We start from the raw sequence: 24,776 nt of genomic DNA, 5'->3' as shown, positions 1-24,776 counted from the left end.
CCCCGGTGTGGTGCCTGAAGTGGCATAAATGGGCGGCAGGCTTGAAAAGTGGCCGCTGTTCCCCACTTTCCAGATAACTGTTTTCACCGATACTGAAAATCCCCGGACGCCCTGGCGCCACGGTTTTCGTTAAAGGCCTACCTCTAAGGGTTGATATGTCCGCACAAACCACATTGCCTTCCAGCCCCATCGACCTGCCGCTGTTGCCGCTGCGTGACGTGGTGGTGTTCCCCCACATGGTGATTCCGCTGTTCGTCGGCCGCCCCAAAAGCATCAAGGCGCTGGAGTCGGCGATGGAGGCCGAGCGCCGCATCATGCTCGTGGCCCAGAAAGCAGCCGCCAAGGATGAACCGTCTGTAGAGGACATGTTCGGTGTCGGCTGTGTGGCCACGATTTTGCAGATGCTCAAACTGCCGGACGGCACGGTCAAAGTGCTGGTTGAAGGCCAGCAACGCGCCGTTGTCAACAAGATCGAAGAGGGCGAGGCCCACTTCAGCGCCAATGTGACGCCGGTGGAGGCGGCCGTGCTCACGCCCGGCGACAAGACCAGCGAGACCGAAGCGCTGCGCCGCGCCGTGATGCAGCAGTTCGACCACTACGTCAAACTCAACAAGAAAATCCCGCCTGAGATCCTCACTTCGATTTCCAGCATCGACGATGCCGGCCGGCTGGCCGACACCATTGCCGCGCACCTGCCGCTCAAGCTGGATGCCAAGCAGGTCATCCTCGATCTGGACAACGTCAAGGCCCGGCTCGAAAACCTCTATGAGCAGCTCGAACGCGAAGTCGACATTCTCAATGTGGACAAGAAAATCCGCGGCCGCGTCAAGCGCCAGATGGAGAAAAACCAGCGCGATTTCTACCTGAACGAGCAGGTCAAGGCGATCCAGAAGGAACTCGGCGAGGGTGAAGAGGGCGCGGACATCGAAGAGATCGAGAAAAAGATCAAGACCGCCAAAATGCCGCAGGAAGCGCGCAAGAAGGCCGAGAGCGAGCTGAAAAAGCTCAAGCTGATGTCGCCAATGTCGGCCGAAGCGACCGTGGTGCGCTCCTACATCGATGTGCTGACCGGTCTGCCCTGGAGCAAGAAGACCAAGATCAAACACGACCTTGCCAACGCCGAGGCCGTGCTGGACGAAGACCATTACGGCCTGGAAAAGGTCAAGGACCGCATTGTTGAATACCTCGCGGTGCAGCAGCGTGTCGACAAACTCAAGGCGCCGATTCTCTGTCTGGTCGGCCCTCCTGGCGTTGGCAAAACCTCGCTGGGCCAGTCGATTGCCAAGGCCACGGGGCGCAAGTACGTGCGCATGGCGCTGGGCGGCATGCGTGACGAGGCGGAGATCCGCGGTCACCGGCGTACCTACATCGGTGCCTTGCCGGGCAAGGTCCTGCAAAGCCTGACCAAGGCCGGCACGCGCAACCCGCTGTTCCTGCTCGACGAGATTGACAAGCTCGGCACCGATTTCCGTGGCGACCCTTCCAGTGCGCTGCTGGAGGTGCTGGATCCCGAGCAGAACCACACCTTTGGCGACCACTACGTCGAGGTCGACTTCGACCTCAGCGATGTGATGTTTGTGGCCACCTCGAACTCGATGAACATCCCGCCGGCCTTGCTGGACCGGATGGAAGTGATCCGCCTGTCGGGTTACACCGAAGACGAAAAGACCAGCATTGCCATGCGTTACCTGCTGCCCAAGCAGCTCAAGAACAACGGCGTCAAGGAAGACGAGCTGGAGATCAAGGAGCAGGCGGTTCGCGACATCGTGCGTTACTACACGCGTGAGGCCGGGGTGCGTTCACTCGAGCGCGAACTGTCCAAGATCTGCCGCAAGGTGGTCAAGGGCATCCAGCTCAAGAAGATGGAGCCCAAGGTGGTGGTGACCGCCGACAACCTCAATGATTTTCTGGGCGTGCGCAAGTTCGACTATGGCCGCGCCGGGGAGCTCAACCAGATCGGCCAGGTGGTCGGGCTGGCCTGGACGGAAGTCGGTGGCGATCTGCTGACGATCGAGGCGGCGATGATGCCCGGCAAGGGTGTGATCACGCGCACGGGTTCGCTCGGCGACGTGATGAAGGAATCCGTGGAAGCCGCACGCACGGTGGTGCGCAGCCGGGCACGGGTGCTGGGCATCAAGGACGAAATGTTCGAGAAGCGTGACATCCACATTCACGTGCCCGACGGTGCCACCCCCAAGGATGGCCCGAGCGCCGGTGCGGCGATGACCACGGCCTTTGTATCGGCCATCACCGGCATTCCCGTGCGCGGTGATGTGGCGATGACCGGCGAGATCACGCTGCGCGGCGAGGTGACGGCGATTGGCGGCCTGAAGGAAAAACTGCTCGCGGCTTTGCGCGGCGGCATCAAGACCGTCCTGATCCCCGAAGAGAACGCGAAGGATCTGCAGGAGATTCCGGAGAACGTGAAGAACGGCCTGGAGATCGTGCCTGTCAAATGGATTGACCAGGTGCTGCAGATTGCACTGGTGCGCCAGCCGGTTCCCCTGCCGGACGACGAGCCCGCTGTGGCCGCAGCAGCGCCTGCCGCGCCGGTGGTTGAATTGGCGGGCAGCATCAAGCATTAAGTCTTTGCAAATTTTTCAGGTTTCTTCGCAAAGCGCAAAAAATCACGCTATAATTCGAGGCTGATAACGCGGGAGTAGCTCAGTTGGTAGAGCGCAACCTTGCCAAGGTTGAGGTCGAGAGTTCGAGACTCTTCTCCCGCTCCAATTCGAAAAGGGCAGCACTTAAAAATGCTGTCCTTTTTCATTGGTGATAGTTCACAAGCGATTCAGTAGAATCATCCTGTTGGTTCTGCTGGAAGCAGACAGATTACGGCGCGGTAACAAAGCGGTTATGTACCGGATTGCAAATCCGAGTAGGTCGGTTCGACTCCGGCCCGCGCCTCCATCCATGTTTTTTGCAGCCCCTTGCCAGGGGCTTTTTTGTTCGTCAGCATGTCCCCGGCCTGAGTGGTGAAATAGGTAGACACAGCGGACTTAAAATCCGCCGCTTCGTGAAAACGGGCGTACCGGTTCGATTCCGGTCTCAGGCACCAGCCCCCGGAACATCGCCTCACAGGCCCTGTCGGCATGTTGGTGATGCCCATTTCAGACCGCAACTGGTTAAGATAGATTCCATGGCCCGCTACACCACCCCTCCTTTCGAAATACACGTCCACGGCGAAGTGCCGTTGCGTGAGGATGTCGGCTTTGATCAGCTGCAGGAAGCCCTGAAGCCGCTCTGGAAATACGCGGGCGCCAAGTCGCTGGCAGACGGTGCCGCCAGCTCCTACGAGGAAGAGCCCGGCATACGCTTTGATGTCCACCAGCACCTGCTGCAACTGTGCTGGACGGTTCCCGGAGACGAGGATTTCCGGCAGGTGCTTGACGAAGTCTGCATGGCCCTGAACGAACTGGCTGCCAGCGGTGCGCCCCTCGAAGTCACTTTCTACGATGCGGATTTTGACGAGGATGAGGAACCCGATGGCGAAGAGGCCCGGGACGACTTTGCGATGTATTTTGTCGGGCCCACGCCAGCTGCCATCATGCAGGTTCAGCGTGATCTGCTGGTGCAGGACATGATCGGCCTGATGGAGCGTCATTTCGATGCCTCCGAACTCGGCGATGTGGTGTCCGCCGTCGACAAGTTGTTCGAGCAGCGATTTGATGCGCTGGTCAGCTCCATGCAACTGGGCAGGCCTCCCCGCGGGATGGGCGGCCCCCAGGGTGGCGCCGGCCACGGCGGTGGCGGCCGCAAGCCGCGGCATCTGCATTAAGCCGTTCTAGGACGGAGCCGCCTCGTCCTTGCCCGTGCTGGAGAACCCCAGCCCGCGCAGGTAGACCTCCACCACATCCCGTCCCAGGGACACCAGATCGAAGTCGGCGCTTTCCAGCAACCAGCTCTGGATCAGGCCGTCGATGAGGGCGTACAGGCCCTGCGCCGCCGTCGCGACCGGAACCGGCAATTCCAGCGCATGGCGCCGGGCGGCCGCCTGAAAACCACGTTCAACCTGCGCCAGAAAGTCACTTCGGCTCTTCAGGTGACGCAGCCGCACTGCCTGGAGCTCGCCGACATATTCCACCTTGTGGGTAGCCACTTCGAAGACACGACGCGTCTGCGGGTCGCTGGCGATACGGAGCAGCGCTTCTCCCACGCAACTGCGAATGCGTGCCAGCGGGTCGGTATGCCCCTCTTGGCCCTCTAGATCCTCTTGCCCCAGCTGGTTCTGAAAGGACTGTTCCAGGGGCAGGGTGACCCGTTCCATCATCGCGTTGAAGAGATCGGCCTTGTCCTTGAAGTGCCAGTAGACCGCGCCACGGGTCGCCCCCGCCCGCCGGGCGATTTCCTGCAGGCTGGTGCGCGAGACGCCCTGTGCCTGGAACAGGTGCTCGGCCGCATCCAGCAGCTTGTGGCGGGTGGCCAGGGCTTCTTCCTTGGTTCGTCGGACCATGCTTTTCCTGAAAACAGATTTTTAAGAGGGTGGACTTATACATTCACAAATGTATGTAAACTATAACACTCGCAAAAACCCTTATTCTTTTGCCTTTCGTCCGATGGGGCCACGTGTCCATTGCCATCCAGGTTGCCATCCATGACCCCCCTTTTGCGCTTTACTCCAGAAAATTCGAGGATCAGCATGTCCATGTCCCGTGTCAAGCTGCCCTTTGCGGCGCTCCCCTCCAGCAATCATCAGCGGCTGGTGGCCCTTGCGATGTTGTCCCTGCTTCTTGCCGGCTGTGGCAAGGGCGCCAGCCAGGCACCCACCGCGCCACCGCCCGCGCAGGTGGGGGTGGTGACCGTGACCCAGGGCGATGTGGGGCTGGTGACCGAACTGCCCGGCCGGCTCGAAGCCTCCCGCGTGGCGCAGGTGCGGGCGCGCGCCGCCGGCATTTTGCAAAAGCGGCTGTTTCGTGAAGGCAGCGATGTGAAAGCAGGGCAGCCGCTGTTCAGCATTGATGCCGCGCCCTATGCCGCCGCGGTGGCCAGCGCCAAAGCCGGCCAAGCCCGTGCCGAGGCCAATCTGGCGCAGGCCACGGCACTGGCGCAGCGCTACAAGCCGCTGGTCGAGGCCAACGCCATCAGCAAGCAGGAGTTCGCCAACGCGGTGGCAGCGCAGAAGCAGGCCGAAGCCGATGTTGCCGTGGGCAAGGCCAATGTGCAGACCGCCAGCATCAACCTCGGTTACGCCTCAGTGACGGCCCCCATCTCGGGCCGCATCGGACGCGCCCTGGTGACGGAAGGTGCGCTGGTCGGGCAGGGCGACGCAACCCAGCTTGCGGTGATCCAGCAGATCAACCCCATGTACGTCAACTTCACGCAGTCGGCCTCGGATGTGATGAAGCTTCGCGCCGCCATGGACAGCGGCAAGTTCAAGCGCGCCAGCGGCGGCGATGCGGCCAGCGTGCGCATCGTGCTAGAGGACGGCACGGAGTATGCACGTCCCGGTCGCTTGCTGTTTTCGGACCTGACGGTCGATGCCACCACAGGCCAGATCACCCTGCGCGCCGAGGTGCCCAACCCGAGCGGCCAGTTGCTGCCCGGGCTGTTTGTGCGGGTGCGCCTGGAGCAGGCGCAGGCCACCAATGCCATGACCTTGCCGCAGCAGGCCGTCACGCGTTCGGGCCAGGGCGACACGGTCATGGTGGTCGATGCCGAAGGCAAGGTTTCGCCGCGGCCGGTGAAGATCGGTTCCGCCAAAGGCAACCAGTGGGTGATTCTCGAGGGGCTGAAAACCGGCGAGCAGGTCATGGTCGACGGGTTCCAGAAACTGCGCCCTGGCGCCAGCGTCAAGCCCGTACCCTGGCAGCCTGCAGGCGCAGCGCCCGCTGGGGCGGCTTCAGCACCGGCGGCACCCACTGCACCAGCTGCAGCGTCCGCCGCGCCTGCTGCCTCCGCAGCCGCCAAATAAGGAGCGCACTGCATGGCCAAGTTTTTCATTGATCGGCCTATCTTTGCCTGGGTGATCGCGCTTTTCATCATCGTGATGGGCAGCGTGGCCATCACGCAACTGCCGATCTCCCAGTACCCGCCGGTCGCGCCGCCGTCCATTGTCATCAATGCCTCTTACCCTGGCGCCTCGGCCCAGACGCTGGAGGACAGTGTGCTGTCGGTGATCGAGCGTGAGATGAACGGCTCACCCGGCCTGATCTACATGGAGTCGGTGGCCCAGGCCAACGGCACCGGCAGCATCACCATCAGTTTCCAGCCCGGCACCAATGCCGACCTGGCCCAGGTGGACGTGCAGAACCGCCTGTCGCGCGCATCGCCGCGCCTGCCGCAGGCCGTGACGCAGCAGGGCGTGCGTGTCGACAAGTCGCGCTCGAACTTCCTGATGTTCACCATGCTGTCGTCGACCAACCCGGCCTTCGATCCGATCGCGCTGGGCGACTACGCGTCACGCAACGTCGTGCCGGAGTTGCAGCGCCTGCCCGGCATCGGCCAGGCCCAGCTGTTCGGCTCCGAACGCGCCATGCGCATCTGGATCGATCCGGCCAAGCTGTCGGGCTTCAACCTGTCGTCCGCCGAGGTCACCGCCGCCATCCGCGCGCAGAACGCGCAGGTGTCGTCGGGCACCATCGGTGACCTGCCCAACGTCGCGGGCCAGGGCATCGCCGCGACCGTAGTGGTCAACGGCCAGCTGTCCGATGTGGCGCAGTTTGGCAACATCGTCCTGCGCGCCAACACCGACGGTTCGGCCGTGCGGCTCAAGGACGTGGCGCGCATCGAGCTCGGCGGCCAGGCCTATGCGACCTCGGCGCGGCTCAATGGCAAGCCGGCGGTCGGTATCGGTCTGCAGCTGTCGCCCAGCGGCAATGCGCTGGCGTCCGCCAAGGCCGTGCGCGAGAAGATGGCCGACCTGGAGCGGTATTTCCCGCAGGGCGTGAGCTGGACCATTCCCTACGACAGCTCGCGTTTTGTGCAGATCTCGATCTCGCAGGTCGCAGTCACGCTGCTCGAAGCCGTGGCGCTGGTGTTTCTCGTGATGTTCCTGTTCCTGCAGAACTGGCGCTACACCGTGATTCCGACCATCGTCGTGCCGATAGCGCTGCTGGGAACCTTCGGGACGCTGCTGGCCTTGGGTTTTTCGATCAACGTGCTGACCATGTTCGGCATGGTGCTGGTGATCGGCATCGTGGTGGACGACGCGATCGTGGTGGTCGAGAACGTCGAGCGCATCATGAGCGAGGAGGGGCTGTCCCCGCTGGAAGCCACGCGCAAGGCGATGCGGCAGATCTCGGGCGCCATCATCGGCGTGACCGTGGTGCTGATCTCGGTGTTTGTGCCGCTCGCCTTTTTTGCCGGCTCGACCGGCAACATCTACCGCCAGTTCTCGGCGGTGATGGTGGCGTCGATCGGCTTTTCTGCCTTCATGGCGCTGTCCCTCACCCCGGCGCTGTGCGCGACGCTGCTCAAACCGGTGGAAGCGGGCCACCACCACGAAAAGCGTGGTTTCTTCGGCTGGTTCAACCGCAGCTTTTCCCGCACCGCCAAGGGGTATGAAAGCATCGTCGCCCGTGTGCTCAAGCGGGCCGCGCGTTACCTGATCATCTACGTGGCCATCATCGCCGCGGTGGCGGTGGTCTACACCCGGCTGCCAACCTCCTTCCTGCCCGGCGAAGATCAGGGCACCATGCTGGTCAACGTTCAGTTGCCGCCGGGGGCGACCCAGGACCGGACGCTGGCCGTCATGCAGCAGGTCGAGGGCTACATCCTCAAGCAGCCCGAAGTGCAGAGCATGGTCGGTGTGCTGGGCTTCAGCTTCTCGGGCCAGGGTCAGAATGCGGCGCTGGCGTTTGTCACGCTCAAGGACTGGTCCGAGCGGGAGGGTCCCGGCCAGTCGGCCGAGGCACTGGCGGGCCGGGCCTTCGGCGCCTTGTCCGGCATCCGCGATGCGTTCATCTTTCCGCTGAGCCCGCCGCCCATTCCCGAACTGGGAACGGCCAGCGGCTTCACTTTCCGTTTGCAGGACCGGGCAGGGGCCGGGCACGAGGCGCTTGTCAACGCACGCAACCAGATGCTGGGCATGGCCGGCAAGAGCCCGGTGCTGGCGCAGGTGCGCCCGGACGGCCTGGAAGACGGTCCGCAGTTGCAGATCGACATTGACCGTGACAAGGCCAATGCGCTGGGCGTGTCCTTTGATTCCATCAACACCACGCTGTCCACCGCGCTGGGCTCCAGCTATGTGAACGACTTCCCCAACCAGGGCCGCCTGCAGCGTGTGGTGGTGCAGGCCGATGCACCGGCGCGCATGCAGCCGGACGACCTGTTGCGTATCAATGCGAGCAACAGCCAGGGCCGGCCGGTGCCGCTGTCGGCCTTTGCGAGCACGCGCTGGGTGACCGGTGCGCAGCAGACGATCCGCTACAACGGCTACCCGGCGATGCGTATTTCGGGTTCCGCCGCGCCGGGCTACAGCTCGGGCGCTGCCATGGCCGAGATGGAAAAGCTGGCGGGCCAGCTGCCCGCCGGTTTTGGTTTCGAATGGACCGGCCAGTCACGCGAGGAAAAACTCGCCGGCTCGCAGGCGCTGATTCTTTACGGCTTTGCCATCCTCGCGGTGTTCCTGTGTCTGGCCGCGCTGTATGAAAGCTGGACCATTCCGCTGGCGGTGATTCTGGTGGTGCCGCTGGGCGTGCTCGGGGTGCTGCTGGCCACGTTGCTGCGCGCCTACTCGAACGACGTGTATTTCCAGGTCGGCCTGATCACCATCATCGGCCTGTCGGCGAAAAACGCGATCCTGATCATCGAGTTCGCGAAAGACCTGGAGGCGCAGGGCAAGAGCGCGATCGAATCGGCGCTGGCCGCTGCCCACTTGCGGTTTCGGCCCATCGTGATGACCTCGCTGGCTTTCATGATGGGGGTGTTGCCGCTGGCGCTGGCCACCGGCGCCGGCTCGGCCAGCCAGCGCGCCATCGGCACCGGTGTGATCGGCGGCATGATCACCGGGACCGCACTGGCCGTGATTTTTGTACCGGTCTTTTTTGTCGTGGTGCGCAGCCTGTTCAAGAGCAGCGAGCGACAGCGAAAAATGTATTCCGACCATGCCAAGGCGGCTGGTTTTGACGGAGATGGAAATGAAGGCAAAGCCCATGACTAAGCTGACGAACGCGATGCTGTTGAGCGCCGTCGCGCTGGCGGCGGGCTGCTCGATGGCGCCCAAATATGAACGCCCCGAGGCCCCGGTCGCGACCGACTGGCCGGGCCTGCGTCTGGCACGTTCGCTCGCCGTCGCCCCGACCACGGCCTCGACCGCCGTGCAGACCACCGCAGCGGCCGACATCGAGTGGCAGAGTTTTTTCAGCGACCCCAAGCTGCGGCTGCTGATCGAGGCGGCCCTGCGCAACAACCGTGACCTGCGCATCGCGGTGCTCAACATCGAGCAGGCGAGGGCGCAGTTCCAGATCCGGCGCGCCGACCAGTTCCCGACCGTGGGAGCGGCGGCCACCGGCTCGCGCCAGCCCAGTGCCAGCGGCAATGGCAGCATTTCCAGTACCTACACCGCCGGCCTGGCGATGACGTCTTATGAAATCGACTTTTTCGGCCGCGTCGCCAGCCTCAAGGACGCCGCGCTGGCCCAGTACCTGGCGACCGAGGAGGGCCGCAAGACCACCCAGATCAGCCTGATCGCGGCGGTGGCCAACACCTGGCTGGGCCTGCTGGCCGACGAGGAGCTGCTGGCGATCACGCAGCAGACCCTGGCCACGCGCGAGGAATCCTTCAAACTCAGCCAGCTACGTTTTGACAACGGTGCCACGTCCGAGCTGGACCTGCGCCAGGCCGAGTCGCTGACCGAGGCTGCCCGCATCAGCCTGGCGCAACTGCAACGCCAGCGCGCGCTCGATGAAAACCTGCTGACGCTGTTGCTGGGCCAGCCGCTGACCGGCGAGCTGGCGGCGGCGCTGCCGGCCGGCCAGGCACTGGCCGATGCACCGCTGATGGTAGACGTGCCCGCGGGCCTGCCCTCGGACCTGCTGACCAAACGCCCAGACATCCGCCAGGCCGAGCAGCAACTGCTGGCGGCCAATGCCAACATCGGCGCCGCGCGTGCCGCGTTTTTCCCGCGCATTTCGCTGACGGCGTCGGCCGGCAGTGTCAGCAACCACCTCTCGGGGCTGTTCGAAAGCGGCACCTACGGCTGGACCCTGGCGCCGCAGCTGTTTTTGCCGCTGTTCGACGCCGGCCGCAACCGCGCCGGGCTGGACTCGGCCAATGTGAACCGCGACATTGCGGTGGCGCAGTACGAAAAAGCGATTCAGACCGCGTTCCGCGAAGTAGCCGACGCGCTGGCCGGCCGCGCCACGCTGGGTGAGCAATTGCGTGCGCAGCAGGCCCAGGCCAGCGCCGAAACCACCCGCTTCAAGCTCTCGGACCTGCGTTATCAGAACGGCATCGCCAGCCAGCTCGACCTGCTGGACGCCCAGCGCTCCCTGTTCGCCGCCAGGCAAGCGGTGGTGCAGACCCGGCTGCTTCAGTTGCAGAACCAGGTCACGCTGTACAAAACCTTGGGGGGCGGGTGGAAGGAACCCGTGGCGGCTGCTGCAGCTACGACCACCCCCACGCCCTGACCGAACCCTGACGGCAGCGGCGGGCCGGTGCGGCATTTAACTGCCATTTTATAAACGTTTTAGGGCTCTAGGCCTTTAGGAACGTGCGCCAGTAGCTATCAAAATAGTAGCTACTTTCCGATTCCGATTCTTCCCGAGGTCATCGACTATGCTTGGCTCCTCTTCAGGAGTTCAACCATGGCTCTTTTCTCACAGGATGCCTTCAACCCCGGCGTGCGCAAGCGCGAAGTGTTTGGCTGGGCCATGTACGATTTCGCCAACTCGGGTTACACCACGGTTGTGATCACCGCGGTGTTTGCCGCCTATTTCGTGGGAGGCATTGCGCAGAAGGCTGAGTGGGCCACGTTCGCCTGGACGGCGGCGCTCAGCGTGTCCTATGCGATTGTCATGCTCACCATGCCAAGCCTGGGCGCCTATGCCGACCTGCGCGCTGCCAAGAAACGCCTGCTGATGCTGACCACGGCGGGCTGCGTGCTCACCACGGCTGCGCTCGCCCTGGCGGGCCCCAGCAGCGTGGCGTTTGCGATGGTGCTGATCATCCTGTCGAACACTTTTTTTGCCTACGGCGAATCGCTGACCGCCGCGTTTCTGCCCGAGCTGGCCCGGCCCGTCGCGCTGGGCAAGGTCAGTGGCTGGGGCTGGAGTTTTGGTTATTTCGGCGGCATGCTGGCCCTGGGTATCTGCCTGGGCTATGTTTTGTGGGCCCAGTCCCGGGGTATCCCGGCCGACCAGTTTGTGCCGGTCACCATGCTGATCACGGCGGTAATCTACGGGCTGGCGTCGCTGGTGACTTTTCGCCTGCTGAAGGAAAGGGCCCAACCCAACCCTGCGGCATTGCAGCAGGGCGGCTTGAAGGCCTCTCTGGCGCAGCTGCACCGGACCTTTCGCCAAGCCAGGCGTTACAAGGACTTCATGTGGCTGCTTGCCTGCGCCGTGTTCTACCAGGGTGGTGTGGCCGTGGCGATTACGCTGGCCGCCATTTACGCCGAGCAGGTGATCGGGTTTCAGCAGCAGGAGACCATGGTGCTGATCTTTGCCCTCAACTTCGCGGCCGCCGGCGGTGCGTTCGTGTTTGGGTATTTCCAGGACCGCATTGGCCACAAGCTGGCGCTGGGCATCACGCTGGTCGGCTGGATCGCCACCTGCGTGATCGCCGCCGCCACCACCACCAAGGGTGGATTCTGGTATGCAGCCGCCATTGCGGGTGTGTGCATGGGTTCCAGCCAGTCGGCGGGTCGCGCCATGGCGGGGCTGTTTGCGCCCAAAAGACAATTGGCGGAGTTTTATGGCCTGTGGACATTCGCTATCCGTTTGGCGAGCATCATCGGGCCGCTGAGCTACGGCGCCATTACCTGGGCGACGGGCGGCGACCAGCGCACAGCCATTTTGTCCACCGCTGTCCTGTTTGCCATGGGCTTGCTGTTGCTGCTTCCGGTCAATATGCAACGCGGGCGCGAGGCGGCCACGGCCGCAGACGCTGGGGCTGGCTGATGCCGCTTTGGCAGCACGAGCGGCATGAGGCGCTGCGCACGATGCCATGGCACGAGCAGCGGGCTCGCGACCTGATCAAGCGCATCGTCAGCGACACAGAATCCCACGCCGGCCCTTGGCCCAATCACCCGCTGGACGGCGCCGACCCGGCACCGCGCCACGAGCTGTACGGCGGCGCTGGCGGCGTGATTTGGGCGTTGCATCACCTGCAGCAGCGCGGCGCCGTGAAGCTGGCCAATGCGCTTCAGTCCGCGCAGGCGCTGCGGTTGCTGGAGCTCAACCGCGCTCTGATGGGCCGCAGCCAGGGGGTTTTCGGCGCTTACCTGATGGGCGATACCAGCCTGCGCATGCTGGCGTTCGCCATCGAGCCTGACGAAAAGCAGGCCGCCGCGATCGCGCAACTCGTCGAGGCTAACGTCGATCACCCGGCTCGCGAACTGATGTGGGGCTCACCCGGCACCATGCTAGCGGCGCTGTTCATGCAGCACCGCACCGGCAAAGCGCGCTGGACAAGCCTGTTCCGCCAGACCGCGGAGAAACTCGCCTCGCAGCTGCTGTGGTCGCAGGAGGAGGGCTGCCACTACTGGGACCAGGACCTGTACGGGCAGACATCAACTTACTTGGACGGTGTGCATGGCTTCGCGGCAACCGCCTCCGTGCTGCTGCAGGGCCGCGACCTATTGGCCCCGGAGCAAGCCCGCGCCTGGGAGGAACGCATCGCCGCCACCATGGGCCGCGCTGCCGAATGGGAAGATGGCCTCGCCAACTGGCGCAACCAGCTGACGCGCCCGCGCGGCGGCCCCATGCTGATGCAGTACTGCCATGGCGCACCGGGCTATGTGATCTGCCTGGCCGGCATTCCCGGCCACGCGCTTGACGACACCCTGCTCGCAGCTGGAGAGGCGATCTGGCAGGCCGGTCCATTGTGCAAGGGCTCGAATCTGTGCCACGGCACGGGCGGCAACGGGTATGCCTTTCTCAAGCTGCACCGGCGCTTTGGTGGGACGTGTTGGCTGGAGCGGGCGCGCGCCTTCGCCATGCATTCGATCGTGCAGGCCGAGGAGGCGCTGGCCGAGCACGGTCAATGGCGCTTTTCCTTGTGGACCGGCGATCTCGGCCTGGCGATCTACCTGCTGGATTGCATCGAGGAGCGGGACCGCTTCCCCACGCTCGACTGCTTCTTCGACTAAAGGCCCAGCCAACGCGCCGCGGCAGCCTGCACGGCCCGGGCGTCGCCCGTGGCTAGCCACTGCACGCGGCCGCCGCCTTGCGGGTTTAACAGGCCCGCGTCCTGCAGCAGGCGCCGGGTCTGGTGGGCCACAGGCTCGCCGGTCTCGATCAGGGCCACCTCCGGTCCGGCCAATTCGGCAAAATGCGGCGCCGCGAATGGGTAGTGGGTGCAACCCATCACCAGGGTGTCGATCTGACCGTTTTGAGAGCCAAATCGATCTGCAGATCCTATGTATTCTGAGCAGAGTGCTCTTATTTCTGTAGCGTCGTCGGCTTCGATGGCGGCCGCTAGGCCGGCGCACGGCTGCAGCACGAACTCCGCTTGACCGTGCAGCGAAGCGTGTAGCGCCGCGAATTTCGCCGAGGCCAAGGTGGCACGCGTGGCGAGCACAGCGATGCGCTTGGTACTGCTACGTGCGGCCGCCGGCTTGAGCGCGGGTTCCACGCCAACGAGGGGCAGGCCCGCATGGGCAGCACGCAGCAGGTGCACTGCGGCGGCCGTTGCGGTGTTGCAGGCCACGACCAGGGCCTTGATGGCATGCTCTTGCCGCAGTTGCCCGGCGATCGCCAGCGACCGCTGCGCCACGAAGGCGTCGTCGCGCTCACCGTACGGCGCATGGCCGGTGTCGGCGAAGTAGACGAAGTCTTCCTGCGGCAGGGCAGTGCGCAGCGCCCTGAGGATGCTCAGGCCGCCGACGCCGCTGTCGAACACCCCTATGGGTGCGTCAGGCCGTAGCAACAGGGATTGTTTTGAATTCACCCGTGGCAATCTTCTTCTGCCATTCGGCCGGGCCGGTGATGTGGGCGCTGGTACCGCCCGAATCCACCGCCACGGTCACCGGCATGTCGATCACGTCGAACTCGTAAATCGCTTCCATGCCGAGGTCGGCGAAACCGACAACGGTGGCGCTCTTGATGGCCTTGCTGACCAGGTAGGCGGCGCCGCCAACGGCCATCAGGTAGGCGCTTTTGTGTTTCTTGATGGCCTCGATCGCGACCGGGCCGCGTTCGGCCTTGCCGATCATGGAAATCAGGCCGGTCTGCGCCAGCATCATCTCGGTGAAGCCGTCCATGCGGGTGGCCGTCGTCGGGCCGGCGGGGCCGACCGCCTCGCCGGCGACCGGGTCCACCGGGCCCACGTAATAAATCACGCGGTTGGTGAAGTCCACTGGCAGCTTCTCGCCCCTGGCCAGCATGTCGGAAATCCGCTTGTGCGCGGCGTCGCGGCCGGTCAGCATCTTGCCGGACAGCAGCAGGGTCTGGCCGGGCTTCCAGCTCGCGACCTCGGCCTGGGTCAGTGTGTCGAGGTTGACCTTCTGGCTCTTCACGTAGTCAGGCGTCCAGTTGACGTTGGGCCAGAGGTCCAGGCTGGGCGGGTCCAGATACACCGGGCCGCTGCCGTTCAGCACGAAGTGCGCATGGCGTGTGGCGGCGCAGTTGGGGATCATCGCCACCGGCTTGCTGGCAGCGTGGGTCGGGTACATCTGGATCTTGACGTCGAGCACCGTGGTCAGGCCGCCCAGTCCCTGCGCGCCTATGCCCAGCGCGTTGACTTTGTCGAACAGTTCGAGCCGCAGCGCCTCGACCTTGGTCAGCGCCGCGCCCGAGGCCGCCTTGGCCTGCAGCTCGTACATGTCGAGGTCGTCCATCAGGCTTTCCTTGGCCATCAGCACGGCTTTTTCGGCGGTGCCGCCAATGCCTATGCCCAGCATGCCGGGCGGGCACCAGCCGGCGCCCATGGTCGGCACGGTTTTCAGCACCCAGTCCACGATGGAGTCGCCGGGGTTGAGCATGGCCAGCTTGCTTTTGTTTTCGCTGCCGCCTCCCTTGGCCGCCACGGTGACTTCCACCGTGTTGCCGGGAACGATCTCGGTGAAGATCACCGCGGGCGTGTTGTCTTTCGTGTTCTTGCGGTCGAACTGCGGGTCGGCCACGACCGAGGCGCGCAGGGTGTTGTCGGGGTGGTTGTAGCCTTGGCGAACACCTTCGTTGATGGCGTCGTCGAGGCTGCCAGTGAAGCCGCCCCAGCGCACGTCCATGCCGACCTTGAGGAACACGTTGACGATGCCGGTGTCCTGGCAGATCGGGCGATGCCCGGTCGCGCTCATCTTGCTGTTGGTCAGGATCTGCGCAATCGCGTCCTTGGCCGCCGGGCTCTGCTCGCGCTCGTAGGCGCGCGCCAGGTGGGCAATGTAGTCGGCCGGGTGGTAGTAGCTGATGTACTGCAGGGCGGCGGCAACGGATTCGATGAGGTCGGCTTGTTGGATGGTGGTGGTCATGATCAGGGTCAAGGGTTCGTGGGAGGCTGACTTTTCACGGGGCCGCCCGTGTGATACGGTAAGCGCAACCCCGTATTTTGACAGGGTGCGAAAAGCCACCTTTTCACATCGAGGAATGAGCATGACAACCCGCACCGAACACGATACCTTTGGCCCCATCGCCGTGCCGGCCGACCGGCTCTGGGGTGCGCAGACCCAGCGCTCGCTGCAGAACTTCGACATCTCCGGCGAGTTGCAGCCGCGCGAGATCATCCGCGCGCTGGCGCAGGTCAAGCGGGCCTCGGCCAGCGTGAACCTGGCGCTAGGCCTGCTCGACGGCAAGAAGGCACTGGCCATCATGGCGGCGGCCGACGAGGTGATCGCCGGCCAGCACGCCGGCGAGTTTCCGCTGGTGGTCTGGCAGACCGGCTCGGGCACGCAGAGCAACATGAACGTCAACGAGGTGCTGGCCAACCGCGCCAGCGTACTGCTGGGCGGCGAGCGCGGCGAAAACCGGCTGGTGCATCCGAACGACGAGGTCAACCGCAGCCAGTCGTCCAATGACGTGTTTCCGACCGCGATGCATGTGGCGGCGGTGGACGCCATCACGCACCGGCTGCTGCCTGCCATTGACAAGCTGCACGCCACGCTGGCCCAGAAGGCGCGCGATTTCGATGGCATCGTCAAGATAGGCCGCACCCATCTGCAGGACGCCACGCCGTTGACGCTGGGCCAGGAGTTCTCGGGTTACGTGGCGCAACTCGCGCACGGGCGGCAGCACCTGAGGGCCGCGCTGCCGCACCTGTGCGAGCTGGCGCTGGGCGGCACGGCTGTCGGCACCGGGCTGAATGCGCCCAAAGGGTATGCCGAGCAGGCGGCGGCCGAACTGGCCCGCTTGACCGGCCTGCCGTTTGTGACGGCGCCCAACAAGTTCGAGGTCCTGGCGTCCTGCGACGCACTGGTGCATGCGCACGGCGCGCTCAAGACGCTGGCCGCCAGCATGATGAAAATCGCCAACGACGTACGCTGGCTGGCCAGCGGCCCGCGCAGTGGCATCGGTGAGTTGTCGATTCCCGAAAACGAGCCCGGCTCGTCCATCATGCCGGGCAAGGTCAACCCGACGCAGAGCGAAGCCGTGACCATGTTGTGTTGCCAGGTGTTTGGCAACGACGTGGCCATCAACCTGGGCGGTGCCTCGGGCAACTTCGAACTCAATGTGTTCCGGCCCATGATTGCGCACAACTTCCTGCAGAGCGTGCGCCTGTTGGCCGACGGCATCACCAGCTTCAACGACCATTGCGCGGTGGGCATCACACCCAACCGCGACCGCATCGCCGAACTGGTGGACCGCTCGCTGATGCTGGTGACGGCGCTCAACCCCCACATCGGCTACGACAAGGCGGCCTTCATCGCCAAGAAGGCGCACAAGGAGGGCAGCAGTCTGCGCGACGCGGCGCTGGCCTCGGGCCATGTCACGGGCGAGCAGTTTGACGCCTGGGTGGTGCCGGAAAACATGACCGGGCGCTGAGTGAGTCACCCCCGTCCAGGCTCACTGCGTGTAGCCTGTTCCCCCCAGGGGGCGGCTCCTGCTGACTGGCTAAGCCAGATCCGCGGCCCCTGCTGGCATTAGCAGGGCGGCGCGAGCTTCAGTGTTTTTGGGCGGCAATGCCCGACATGATCTTGTCGGTGTAGGCAATCGCCAGCGCCGACAGCAGGAAGGTGATGTGGATGACGGTTTGCGCGATCAGCACACGGTCGGTGTAGTTGTCGGCATTGATGAAGGTTTTCAGCAGGTGGATGGAGCTGATGCCGATGATGGCGGTCGCCAGCTTGACCTTGAGCACCGAGGCGTTGACGTGGCTCAGCCACTCGGGCTGGTCGCGGTGGCCTTCGAGGTTCATGCGGCTGACAAAGGTCTCGTAGCCGCCGACGATCACCATGATCAGCAGGTTGGAAATCATGACCACGTCGATCAGCGCCAGCACCACCAGCATGATCACGGTCTCATTGAGCGTGGTGATGGGAACTTCGGTTTTGTAGCCTATGCTGGTCACCAGGGCCTGTAGCGCGGTTTGGCTGCCGAAGACGGCCTCGATCAGGTGCAGCAGCTCGACCAGGAAGTGGAAGACATAGACACCCTGCGCGGCGATCAGGCCGACATACAGGGGTAGCTGCAGCCAGCGGCTGGCAAAAATGAAGTTGGGAATCGGGCGCAGCGGGGAAACTTTGGTGATGACGGGCTTGGTGTCTGACATGATTTTTATGGGGGTTTGTACGGACTGTGCGGATTGTAGGCGTGCTGCCCGCCCGGCCTGAATTCGGGTTAAATCTGTAAGCTTCCAGCCAGTCAGTGGACTGTAAGTGCCAAATATGACATTAGCACGTATCAACGACAACCTGAGGAGACAAGCCATCATGAACGCGCCTTCATCCGCCATCGAATCCACACTGGTTGAAAACCGGGTCTTTTTCCCCAACCCCGAGCTGGCCAGATCCGCCCGCATTTCCGGCATGGACGCCTACCAGGCGCTGTGCGCCGAAGCCGAAAAAGACTTCGAGGGTTTCTGGGCCCGGCTGGCGCGCGAGAACCTCAGCTGGAAGAAACCCTTCACCCAGACGCTGGACGAGTCGAATGCGCCGTTCTACCAATGGTTTGCCGACGGCGAGCTCAACGCCTCCTACAACTGCCTTGACCGCCACCTCGGCACCGCCACCGAGAACAAGAAGGCCATCATCTTCGAGAGCGACGACGGCAAGGTGACCAACGTCACCTACAAGGAATTGCACGGCAAGGTCTGCCAGTTTGCCAACGCGCTCAAGGCCATGGGCATCAAGAAGGGCGACCGCGTCATCATCTACATGCCCATGACGGTCGAAGGCGTGGTCGCCATGCAGGCCTGCGCACGCATAGGCGCGACCCACTCGGTGGTGTTCGGCGGCTTTTCCGCCAAGAGCCTGCAGGAACGCATCCAGGACGCAGGCGCGGTCGCGGTCATCACCGCCAACTACCAGCTGCGCGGCGGCAAGGAGCTGCCGCTCAAGGCCATCGTGGACGAGGGCATCGCCATGGGCGGCTGCGAGTCGATCAAGAACGTCATCGTCTACCAGCGCACGGCCACGGCCTGCGCCATGGTGGCCGGGCGCGACAGCCTGATGCACGAGGTCACGGCAAAGCAATCGGCCACCTGCGAGCCGGAATTCGTCGGTGCCGAACATCCGCTGTTCATTCTCTACACCTCCGGCTCCACCGGCAAACCCAAGGGTGTGCAGCACAGCACCGGCGGTTATCTGCTGTGGGCCAAGCTGACCATGGACTGGACCTTCGACATCCAGCCGTCCGATGTGTTCTGGTGCACCGCCGACATCGGCTGGATCACCGGCCACACCTATGTGGCTTACGGCCCGCTGGCCGCTGGCGCGACGCAGGTGATTTTTGAGGGCATCCCCACTTACCCGAATGCCGGCCGGTTCTGGCAGATGATCGAAAAACACAAGGTCAGCATTTTCTACACGGCACCGACCGCGATCCGCTCGTTGATCAAGGCGGCCGAGGGCGACGAAAAAATCCATCCTGCGCGCTCTGACCTGAGCAGCCTGCGCATTCTCGGCACGGTGGGCGAGCCCATCAACCCCGAAGCCTGGATGTGGTACTACAAGAACGTCGGTGGCGAGCGCTGCCCGGTGGTTGACACCTTCTGGCAGACCGAAACCGGCGGCCACATGATCACGCCGCTGCCGGGCGCGACGCCGCTGGTCCCTGGCAGCTGCACGCTACCGCTGCCCGGCATCATGGCGGCCATCGTCGATGAACTCGGCAAGGACGTGCCCAACGGTTCCGGCGGCATGCTGGTGGTCAAGCGCCCCTGGCCGTCGATGATCCGCACCATCTGGAACGATCCCGAGCGTTTCAGGAAAAGTTATTTCCCCGAGGAGATGGGCGGCACCCTGTACCTGGCCGGCGACGGCGCGGTGCGCAGCATCGACCGTGGCTACTTCCGCATCACCGGCCGCATCGACGACGTGCTCAATGTCTCTGGTCACCGCATGGGCACGATGGAAATCGAGTCGGCGCTGGTCTCGCATTCGGCGCTGGTGGCCGAGGCCGCCGTGGTGGGCCGGCCCGACGACCTGACGGGCGAGGCGATTGTGGCCTTTGTGGTGCTCAAGCGTTCGCGGCCGACCGGCGACGAGGCCAAGGCGATTGCCAAGGAGCTGCGCGACTGGGTCGGCAAGGAGATCGGCCCGATCGCCAAACCCAAGGACATCCGTTTCGGCGACAACCTGCCAAAAACCCGCAGCGGGAAAATCATGCGCCGCCTGCTGCGCGGCATCGCCAAGGGCGAGGCCATCACCCAGGACACCTCGACCCTGGAAAACCCGGCGATTCTTGACCAGCTTTCGGAAAACCTGTAAGCGGCGTCAGGAGCGTCGCGCCCATGAAAAAAGCCCGTTGAATCAACGGGCTTTTTTTGTGCCGGAGGACCGGGCTTATTTTTGCGTCATGACCCAAGCTGCCAGCTTTTTGGCTTCGTCGGCATTGACCTGGGCATTGGCTGGCATGGGCACAGGGCCCCACACGCCGGCACCGCCCTTGACGATTTTTGCAGCAAGCTTGTCAACGGCGTCCTTTTGACCCGCATATTTGGCTGCCACGTCCTTGTAGGAAGGGCCGACCAGTTTGGTCGCCACGGCATGGCAGGCCATGCAGTTTTTGGCGGTCGCCAGTTGCAGGTCAGCCAGCGCCGGGGTGGACACCGCAAAACCTGCGGCCAGGGAAGCAATCACCAAGCAGAGACGTTTCATCGTTAAACCTCGTGGGGGTAGTTATGGATTCGGTTACAGTCGTTTAACGTCATTGTAGTGGTCCGGGTTGACCTTGCTTTCAAAGGGTTACCACGGTTTTTCAGGAGTCAGCCATGTTTTTTCTGTTGTTGGGCATCGTCGGCATTGCCTTGAAATATCTTGAGGTCGCGCCGGTGGCGGGCTGGCCCTGGTGGGTGGTGCTGGCGCCGTTCGGATTGGCCGTGCTCTGGTGGTGGTGGGCGGACAAGTCCGGCCTCACCGAAAAGAACGCCATGGAAAAAATGGAAAAACGCAAGAAAGAGCGGATTGACCGGCAACGCGATGCCATGGGGATGCTCAAAAAAAGGAAGTAGATAGAGCCCCCACGTTCGCTCACTGCGTGTAGCTCTCTGCCCCCCGAGGGGGCGCTGCGCCTGCGGGCCGGCAGAGCCGGACCCGCGGCCCCTGCTGGAAGGGGACCGCCGCTCGCTGTGCTCCGGCGCCGTTCACGCCATCAAAAAAAGCCCCTGCAGTTGCCTGCCGGGGCTTTTTTGATGCTCGGCTGTTGGTTGCTGCGCTTTCAATAGTCGTCGAGCACCGCGCCCTTGCTGGCGCTCGAGGCGTTGAAGGCGAACTTGGCCTGCACGCCGCGCATGTAACGCGGCAGCGGGGCTTTCCAGCCCTCCTTGCGTTTGGCCAGTTCGGCGTCGCTGATGTTCAGTTGCAGCAGCAATTGTTTGGCGTCGATGGTGATGGAATCGCCTTCCCGGATAAAGGCAATGTTGCCGCCGGCCGCCGCTTCCGGCGCGACGTGGCCCACCACCATGCCCCAGGTGCCGCCTGAGAAGCGGCCGTCGGTGATCAGGCCCACGCTTTCACCCAGGCCCGCGCCTATCAGCGCGCCGGTCGGTGCCAGCATTTCCGGCATGCCGGGGCCGCCTTTGGGGCCCAGGTAACGCAACACCATCACGTCGCCGGCGACAATCTTGCCGGCCAGAATGGCTTCGAGCGCCGACTGCTCATCGTCAAACACGCGGGCCGGGCCCGTCATCACCGGGTTTTTCAGGCCGGTGATCTTGGCGACGCAGCCTTCGGGAGAAAGATTGCCCTTGAGAATGGCCAGGTGGCCCTGCGCATACATGGGTTTGTCGATCGGGCGGATCACGTCCTGGTCGGCACGCGGCGCGTCCGGGACATCCTTGAGTACCTCGGCAATCGTCTTTCCTTCGATGGTCAGGCAGTCGCCATGCAGCAGGCCCGCCTTGAGCAGCATCTTCATGACCTGCGGGATGCCGCCGGCCTGGTGCAGGTCCACCGCCAGGTATTTGCCCGAGGGCTTGAGGTCGCACAGCACCGGTGTCTTGACGCGCACGCGCTCGAAGTCGTCAATCGTCCAGTCCACGCCGGCCGCATGCGCGATCGCCAGGAAATGCAGCACGGCATTGGTCGAGCCGCCGGTGGCCATGATCACGGCGACGGCGTTTTCAATCGACTTTTTGGTCACGATGTCGCGCGGCTTGATGTTCTTGCGTATCGCTTCGACCAGCACCTTGGCCGACTCTTTCGCGGAGTTGGCCTTTTCGTCGTGCGGGTTGGCCATGGTCGACGAGTAGGGCAGGGAGATGCCCAGCGCCTCGAAGGCGGACGACATGGTGTTGGCCGTGTACATGCCGCCGCAGCTGCCGGTGCCGGGAATCGCGCGGCGCTCGATCTGCAGCAGGTCCTCGTCGCTCATGCGGCCGGCCGCGTGTTCGCCGACGGCCTCGAAGACGCTGACGATGTTGAGATCCTTGCCCTTGTAGTGGCCCGGAAGAATGGTGCCGCCGTACACATAGATGGCCGGCACATTGGCGCGCAGCATGCCCATCAGGCCACCGGGCATGTTCTTGTCGCAGCCGCCGACCACCAGCACGCCGTCCATCCACTGGCCCTGCACGCAGGTCTCGATGCAGTCGGAAATCACTTCCCTGGAGACCAGCGAGTACTTCATGCCCTCGGTGCCCATGGCCATGCCGTCGGAGATGGTCGGCGTGCCGAACACCTGCGCATTGCCGCCGGCTTCCTCGATGCCGGCAATCGCGGCATCGGCCAATTTTTGCAGGCCGCTGTTGCAGGGCGTGATGGTGCTGTGCCCGTTGGCGACACCGACCATGGGTTTCTTGAAGTCCCCGGCCTCGTAACCCATCGCGTAGTACATCGAACGGTTCGGTGCGCGCGAGGTGCCTTCGGTGATGTTTTTGCTGCGGCGGTTGATGGCGTCGCCGACGCTGTCTTTGTCCTGTTGGGTCATGGGATGTCTCTGCGGTGGGGAAGATGGGAAAGGTGGAGCAAAAGCCAGAGTATGCGCCGCCTCATCCAGCGCTTCCAATATATTTTTCAGGCTGTATTAATATGTATGGCATATGACTGATCCAACCATAGAACTCCGGCTTTGGCGCCAGTTTGTGGCTGTGGCCGAAGAGCTGCACTTCGGCCGTGCCGCAGCGCGCCTGCACATGACGCAGCCGCCGCTGACCCAGGCGATTGCCCATCTGGAAAAGCTGCTGGGCGTGCGGTTGTTCGATCGCACCAAACGCAGCGTGCACATGACGGCGGCGGCGCTGGCGCTGCTGCCGCAGGTGCTGGACCTGCTGACGCGCGCGCAGGCCCTGCCCGGGCAGGTGAGGGCGGCGGCGGCCGGAGAAGTCGGCCGCCTGCGGCTGGCGTTCGTGTCGACCGCCGGATTTTCCCTGCTGCCCGCCTGGGTGCGGGCTTTCCGCGAACATGCGCCGCAGGTCCAGCTGGAACTGCTCGAGGCCACCGGCGACATGCAGTTGCAGGCTTTTGAACGCCATGACATCGACGCCGGGGTCATGCTGCATTCCCCGGGTTTTGCGCCGCCTGGCCTGACGCGCCGGCTGGTCGCCCGGGAGCCGCTGGTGCTGGCGCTGCCCGAACAGCATCCGCTGGCTGCGAAGGCGTCCCTGGCGCTCGACGAGGTGCTGGCGCAGCCGCTGGTGATTTTTCCGCGCCGCATTCTGCCTTCGCTGTACGACGCGATCTTCGGCATGTACCATGCCGGCGCGCAGCCGCCGCAGGTGGCGCAGGAGGCCATCCAGATGCAGACCATCGTGAACCTCGTGTCGGCCGGCCTGGGCGTGGCCTGGGTGCCCGACAGTGTGCGGCAGTTCCAGCGGCCCGGTGTGGTGTACCGCAGCGTGGCAGGTAAACAAGGTCGCCGCGTGCCGGTTTGCGAAACCAGCCTGTTCTGGCCTGCAGACGCGGCCAATCCCTGCCTTCAGCGCCTGGTTGCGTTTGCCCCGGCGCTGCCGGACTGACGGCCCGGCCGCATCGGCTGCCGCGGGCGCACGCTGGCACAATAAGCCGCATGCTGATTCACCCCACCATCGATCCTGTGGCCCTGCAGTTGGGGCCGCTGGCCATCCACTGGTATGGCCTGACCTACCTGGCTGCCTTCGGCCTGTTCCTGTTTCTTGGTTTGCGCCGCCTGCGGCATGAACCTTATGCGTCGATGACCGGGGCGGCCGCCTGGGGACGCAAGGACATTGAGGACATCCTGTTTCTGGGGGTGATGGGTGTGGTGGTGGGCGGGCGCATCGGCTACTGCCTGTTCTACAAGCCCGGTTATTACCTGGCCCATCCGCTGGAAATTTTCTACGTCTGGCAGGGCGGCATGAGTTTTCATGGCGGCCTGATCGGCGTGCTTGTCTCGCAGGTCTGGTTTGCCCGCACGCGGCAAAAGCCCTGGCTGCAGGTGATGGACCTGATTGCGCCCTGCGTGCCCACCGGGCTGGCGGCAGGGCGGGTCGGCAACTTCATCAACGGCGAGTTGTGGGGCCGCTTCAGCAGCCCCGATTTGCCCTGGGGCATGGTGTTCAAACACAGCGGCTCCATGCTGCCGCGCCACCCCTCGCAGGTTTACCAGTTCCTGATGGAAGGGCTGCTGCTCTTCGTGCTGCTGTGGCTGTATGCGCGCAAGCCGCGCAAGACCGGGCAGGTGTCGGGGGCGTTTCTCGTCGGTTACGGCGTGTTCCGTTTCATCGCCGAATTTTTCCGCGAGCCGGATGACTTCCTCGGCGTGCTGGCGCTGGGCATGAGCATGGGTCAGTGGCTGTGCCTGCCGATGATCGCGGCCGGTGTCTGGCTCTGGCTGTGGGCTGAAAAAAGAGCCTGAAAGTGGCCTCAGTCCTTGCTGGTCGGGCGTCAGCAGCTATCGTTTTGATAGCTTACTTCCGACCCGATCCACTTGCAATAACGGTAGCCTCCCTTTTTTAGGCCCCGGAAACCGCGGGTTTTCACCTGTTGGTTTGTCGCTGAAGCGGCTTGCACTCCACAGGCTTGCTCGTCATAATTATGTGTAATTACATAAAATTACGGTAGCGATGAATGAGAACGCGGAGGCGCAGAGGGCCGGCAAAAGCCAGGCACATGCCCACCGCCACCGCCA

At 63.8% G+C, this 24,776-nt stretch carries 18 protein-coding genes and 3 tRNA genes; 15 read left to right on the top strand and 6 right to left on the bottom strand.

Features of this window, described 5'->3' with window-relative positions:
- The first annotated feature begins 155 nt into the window (after positions 1 to 155).
- From lon to B7X65_RS13360, 5 genes are all read left to right on the top strand, one after another.
- Entirely contained in the window at positions 156 to 2,585 is a 2,430-nt protein-coding gene (gene lon / locus B7X65_RS13380) for an endopeptidase La (protein ID WP_293594796.1), read from the top strand.
- Positions 2,586 to 2,653: 68 nt separating this feature from the next.
- Positions 2,654 to 2,729, top strand: a tRNA-Gly gene (locus B7X65_RS13375).
- A 107-nt stretch (positions 2,730 to 2,836) separates the two neighbouring features.
- Positions 2,837 to 2,910: transfer RNA gene (locus B7X65_RS13370), tRNA-Cys, on the top strand.
- Positions 2,911 to 2,966: 56 nt separating this feature from the next.
- A tRNA-Leu gene (locus B7X65_RS13365) sits at positions 2,967 to 3,058 on the top strand.
- Between the two features lie 81 nt (positions 3,059 to 3,139).
- On the top strand, positions 3,140 to 3,778 hold the full coding sequence (locus B7X65_RS13360; RefSeq protein ID WP_293594795.1) for a DUF6806 family protein: 639 nt from the start codon (positions 3,140 to 3,142) through the stop codon (positions 3,776 to 3,778).
- Between the two features lie 6 nt (positions 3,779 to 3,784).
- On the opposite strand, the gene B7X65_RS13355 is transcribed toward B7X65_RS13360, so the two are convergent.
- Positions 3,785 to 4,453 (bottom strand): TetR family transcriptional regulator, encoded by a 669-nt coding sequence (locus tag B7X65_RS13355; RefSeq protein WP_293594794.1) that lies wholly within the window; start codon positions 4,451 to 4,453, stop codon positions 3,785 to 3,787.
- 192 nt (positions 4,454 to 4,645) lie between these two features.
- On the opposite strand from B7X65_RS13355, the gene B7X65_RS13350 reads away from it, so the two are divergent.
- The 5 genes from B7X65_RS13350 to B7X65_RS13330 all read left to right on the top strand — a co-directional run bounded on the left by B7X65_RS13350 (position 4,646) and on the right by B7X65_RS13330 (position 13,249).
- Complete coding sequence (locus B7X65_RS13350) at positions 4,646 to 5,911, top strand: efflux RND transporter periplasmic adaptor subunit (protein WP_293594812.1); 1,266 nt, start codon at positions 4,646 to 4,648, stop codon at positions 5,909 to 5,911.
- Positions 5,912 to 5,923: 12 nt separating this feature from the next.
- Positions 5,924 to 9,100, top strand: coding sequence for an efflux RND transporter permease subunit (locus B7X65_RS13345; protein ID WP_293594793.1), 3,177 nt, complete (start codon positions 5,924 to 5,926; stop codon positions 9,098 to 9,100).
- The gene (locus B7X65_RS13340) at positions 9,093 to 10,568 is read left to right on the top strand and encodes an efflux transporter outer membrane subunit (protein ID WP_293594792.1); all 1,476 of its coding nucleotides are present in this window, start codon (positions 9,093 to 9,095) and stop codon (positions 10,566 to 10,568) included. The genes B7X65_RS13345 and B7X65_RS13340 overlap by 8 nt, the downstream gene beginning before the upstream one ends.
- Positions 10,569 to 10,745: 177 nt before the next feature.
- Positions 10,746 to 12,059 (top strand): MFS transporter, encoded by a 1,314-nt coding sequence (locus B7X65_RS13335; protein WP_293594791.1) that lies wholly within the window; start codon positions 10,746 to 10,748, stop codon positions 12,057 to 12,059.
- Positions 12,059 to 13,249, top strand: coding sequence for a LanC-like protein (locus B7X65_RS13330; RefSeq protein WP_293594790.1), 1,191 nt, complete (start codon positions 12,059 to 12,061; stop codon positions 13,247 to 13,249). Before B7X65_RS13335 ends, B7X65_RS13330 begins: the two co-directional genes overlap by 1 nt.
- Here the strand turns inward: B7X65_RS13330 and murI are convergent.
- Entirely contained in the window at positions 13,246 to 14,049 is an 804-nt protein-coding gene (gene murI, locus B7X65_RS13325) for a glutamate racemase (RefSeq protein WP_293594789.1), read from the bottom strand. The genes B7X65_RS13330 and murI overlap by 4 nt on opposite strands.
- On the bottom strand, positions 14,015 to 15,568 hold the full coding sequence (locus B7X65_RS13320; RefSeq protein ID WP_293594788.1) for a fumarate hydratase: 1,554 nt from the start codon (positions 15,566 to 15,568) through the stop codon (positions 14,015 to 14,017). Before B7X65_RS13320 ends, murI begins: the two co-directional genes overlap by 35 nt.
- Positions 15,569 to 15,689: 121 nt before the next feature.
- Between B7X65_RS13320 and fumC the strand changes: the two genes are divergently transcribed.
- The gene (gene fumC, locus B7X65_RS13315; protein WP_293594787.1) at positions 15,690 to 17,075 is read left to right on the top strand and encodes a class II fumarate hydratase; all 1,386 of its coding nucleotides are present in this window, start codon (positions 15,690 to 15,692) and stop codon (positions 17,073 to 17,075) included.
- Positions 17,076 to 17,193: 118 nt separating this feature from the next.
- Here the strand turns inward: fumC and B7X65_RS13310 are convergent, their stop codons facing one another.
- Entirely contained in the window at positions 17,194 to 17,802 is a 609-nt protein-coding gene (locus tag B7X65_RS13310) for a YqhA family protein (RefSeq protein WP_293594786.1), read from the bottom strand.
- A 160-nt stretch (positions 17,803 to 17,962) separates the two neighbouring features.
- Between B7X65_RS13310 and acs the strand changes: the two genes are divergently transcribed.
- Positions 17,963 to 19,960: an acetate--CoA ligase gene (gene acs, locus B7X65_RS13305; protein WP_293594785.1), complete on the top strand. Its 1,998-nt coding sequence runs from the start codon at positions 17,963 to 17,965 to the stop codon at positions 19,958 to 19,960.
- Between the two features lie 75 nt (positions 19,961 to 20,035).
- Here the strand turns inward: acs and B7X65_RS13300 are convergent, their stop codons facing one another.
- Complete coding sequence (locus B7X65_RS13300; RefSeq protein WP_096696420.1) at positions 20,036 to 20,350, bottom strand: c-type cytochrome; 315 nt, start codon at positions 20,348 to 20,350, stop codon at positions 20,036 to 20,038.
- Positions 20,351 to 20,463: 113 nt separating this feature from the next.
- Here B7X65_RS13300 and B7X65_RS13295 point away from each other — a divergent pair, with 113 nt between their 5' ends.
- Positions 20,464 to 20,703 (top strand): TIGR04438 family Trp-rich protein, encoded by a 240-nt coding sequence (locus tag B7X65_RS13295; RefSeq protein WP_293594784.1) that lies wholly within the window; start codon positions 20,464 to 20,466, stop codon positions 20,701 to 20,703.
- A 206-nt stretch (positions 20,704 to 20,909) separates the two neighbouring features.
- Here the strand turns inward: B7X65_RS13295 and ilvD are convergent, their stop codons facing one another.
- The gene (gene ilvD / locus B7X65_RS13290) at positions 20,910 to 22,619 is read right to left on the bottom strand and encodes a dihydroxy-acid dehydratase (protein WP_293594783.1); all 1,710 of its coding nucleotides are present in this window, start codon (positions 22,617 to 22,619) and stop codon (positions 20,910 to 20,912) included.
- A gap of 112 nt (positions 22,620 to 22,731) precedes the next feature.
- On the opposite strand from ilvD, the gene B7X65_RS13285 reads away from it, so the two are divergent.
- Together B7X65_RS13285 and lgt are read left to right on the top strand one after the other, a co-directional pair.
- Positions 22,732 to 23,646, top strand: a complete 915-nt coding sequence (locus tag B7X65_RS13285) for a LysR family transcriptional regulator (RefSeq protein WP_293594782.1) — start codon at positions 22,732 to 22,734, stop codon at positions 23,644 to 23,646.
- A gap of 50 nt (positions 23,647 to 23,696) precedes the next feature.
- Complete coding sequence (gene lgt / locus B7X65_RS13280) at positions 23,697 to 24,503, top strand: prolipoprotein diacylglyceryl transferase (protein ID WP_293594781.1); 807 nt, start codon at positions 23,697 to 23,699, stop codon at positions 24,501 to 24,503.
- Positions 24,504 to 24,776: the final 273 nt, after the last annotated feature.

The organism is Polaromonas sp. 39-63-25, from assembly GCF_002278925.1.
Classification (GTDB): Bacteria; Pseudomonadota; Gammaproteobacteria; order Burkholderiales; family Burkholderiaceae_C; genus Polaromonas.
Note: the sequence above shows the minus strand (reverse complement) of the source record. Positions and strands in the feature narration are given on the sequence as shown.

Bases quoted from the DNA above. Each gene is read 5' to 3' on its own strand.
- fumC (WP_293594787.1), top strand. From the start codon at position 15,690: ATGACAACCCGCACCGAACACGATACCTTTGGCCCCATCGCCGTGCCG.
- lon (WP_293594796.1), top strand. From the start codon at position 156: ATGTCCGCACAAACCACATTGCCTTCCAGCCCCATCGACCTGCCGCTG.
- B7X65_RS13320 (WP_293594788.1), bottom strand. From the start codon at position 15,568: ATGACCACCACCATCCAACAAGCCGACCTCATCGAATCCGTTGCCGCC.
- B7X65_RS13360 (WP_293594795.1), top strand. From the start codon at position 3,140: ATGGCCCGCTACACCACCCCTCCTTTCGAAATACACGTCCACGGCGAA.
- B7X65_RS13285 (WP_293594782.1), top strand. From the start codon at position 22,732: ATGACTGATCCAACCATAGAACTCCGGCTTTGGCGCCAGTTTGTGGCT.
- B7X65_RS13295 (WP_293594784.1), top strand. From the start codon at position 20,464: ATGTTTTTTCTGTTGTTGGGCATCGTCGGCATTGCCTTGAAATATCTT.
- B7X65_RS13340 (WP_293594792.1), top strand. From the start codon at position 9,093: ATGACTAAGCTGACGAACGCGATGCTGTTGAGCGCCGTCGCGCTGGCG.
- lgt (WP_293594781.1), top strand. From the start codon at position 23,697: ATGCTGATTCACCCCACCATCGATCCTGTGGCCCTGCAGTTGGGGCCG.
- B7X65_RS13355 (WP_293594794.1), bottom strand. From the start codon at position 4,453: ATGGTCCGACGAACCAAGGAAGAAGCCCTGGCCACCCGCCACAAGCTG.
- B7X65_RS13310 (WP_293594786.1), bottom strand. From the start codon at position 17,802: ATGTCAGACACCAAGCCCGTCATCACCAAAGTTTCCCCGCTGCGCCCG.
- B7X65_RS13300 (WP_096696420.1), bottom strand. From the start codon at position 20,350: ATGAAACGTCTCTGCTTGGTGATTGCTTCCCTGGCCGCAGGTTTTGCG.
- B7X65_RS13350 (WP_293594812.1), top strand. From the start codon at position 4,646: ATGTCCCGTGTCAAGCTGCCCTTTGCGGCGCTCCCCTCCAGCAATCAT.
- B7X65_RS13335 (WP_293594791.1), top strand. From the start codon at position 10,746: ATGGCTCTTTTCTCACAGGATGCCTTCAACCCCGGCGTGCGCAAGCGC.
- B7X65_RS13345 (WP_293594793.1), top strand. From the start codon at position 5,924: ATGGCCAAGTTTTTCATTGATCGGCCTATCTTTGCCTGGGTGATCGCG.
- B7X65_RS13330 (WP_293594790.1), top strand. From the start codon at position 12,059: ATGCCGCTTTGGCAGCACGAGCGGCATGAGGCGCTGCGCACGATGCCA.
- ilvD (WP_293594783.1), bottom strand. From the start codon at position 22,619: ATGACCCAACAGGACAAAGACAGCGTCGGCGACGCCATCAACCGCCGC.
- acs (WP_293594785.1), top strand. From the start codon at position 17,963: ATGAACGCGCCTTCATCCGCCATCGAATCCACACTGGTTGAAAACCGG.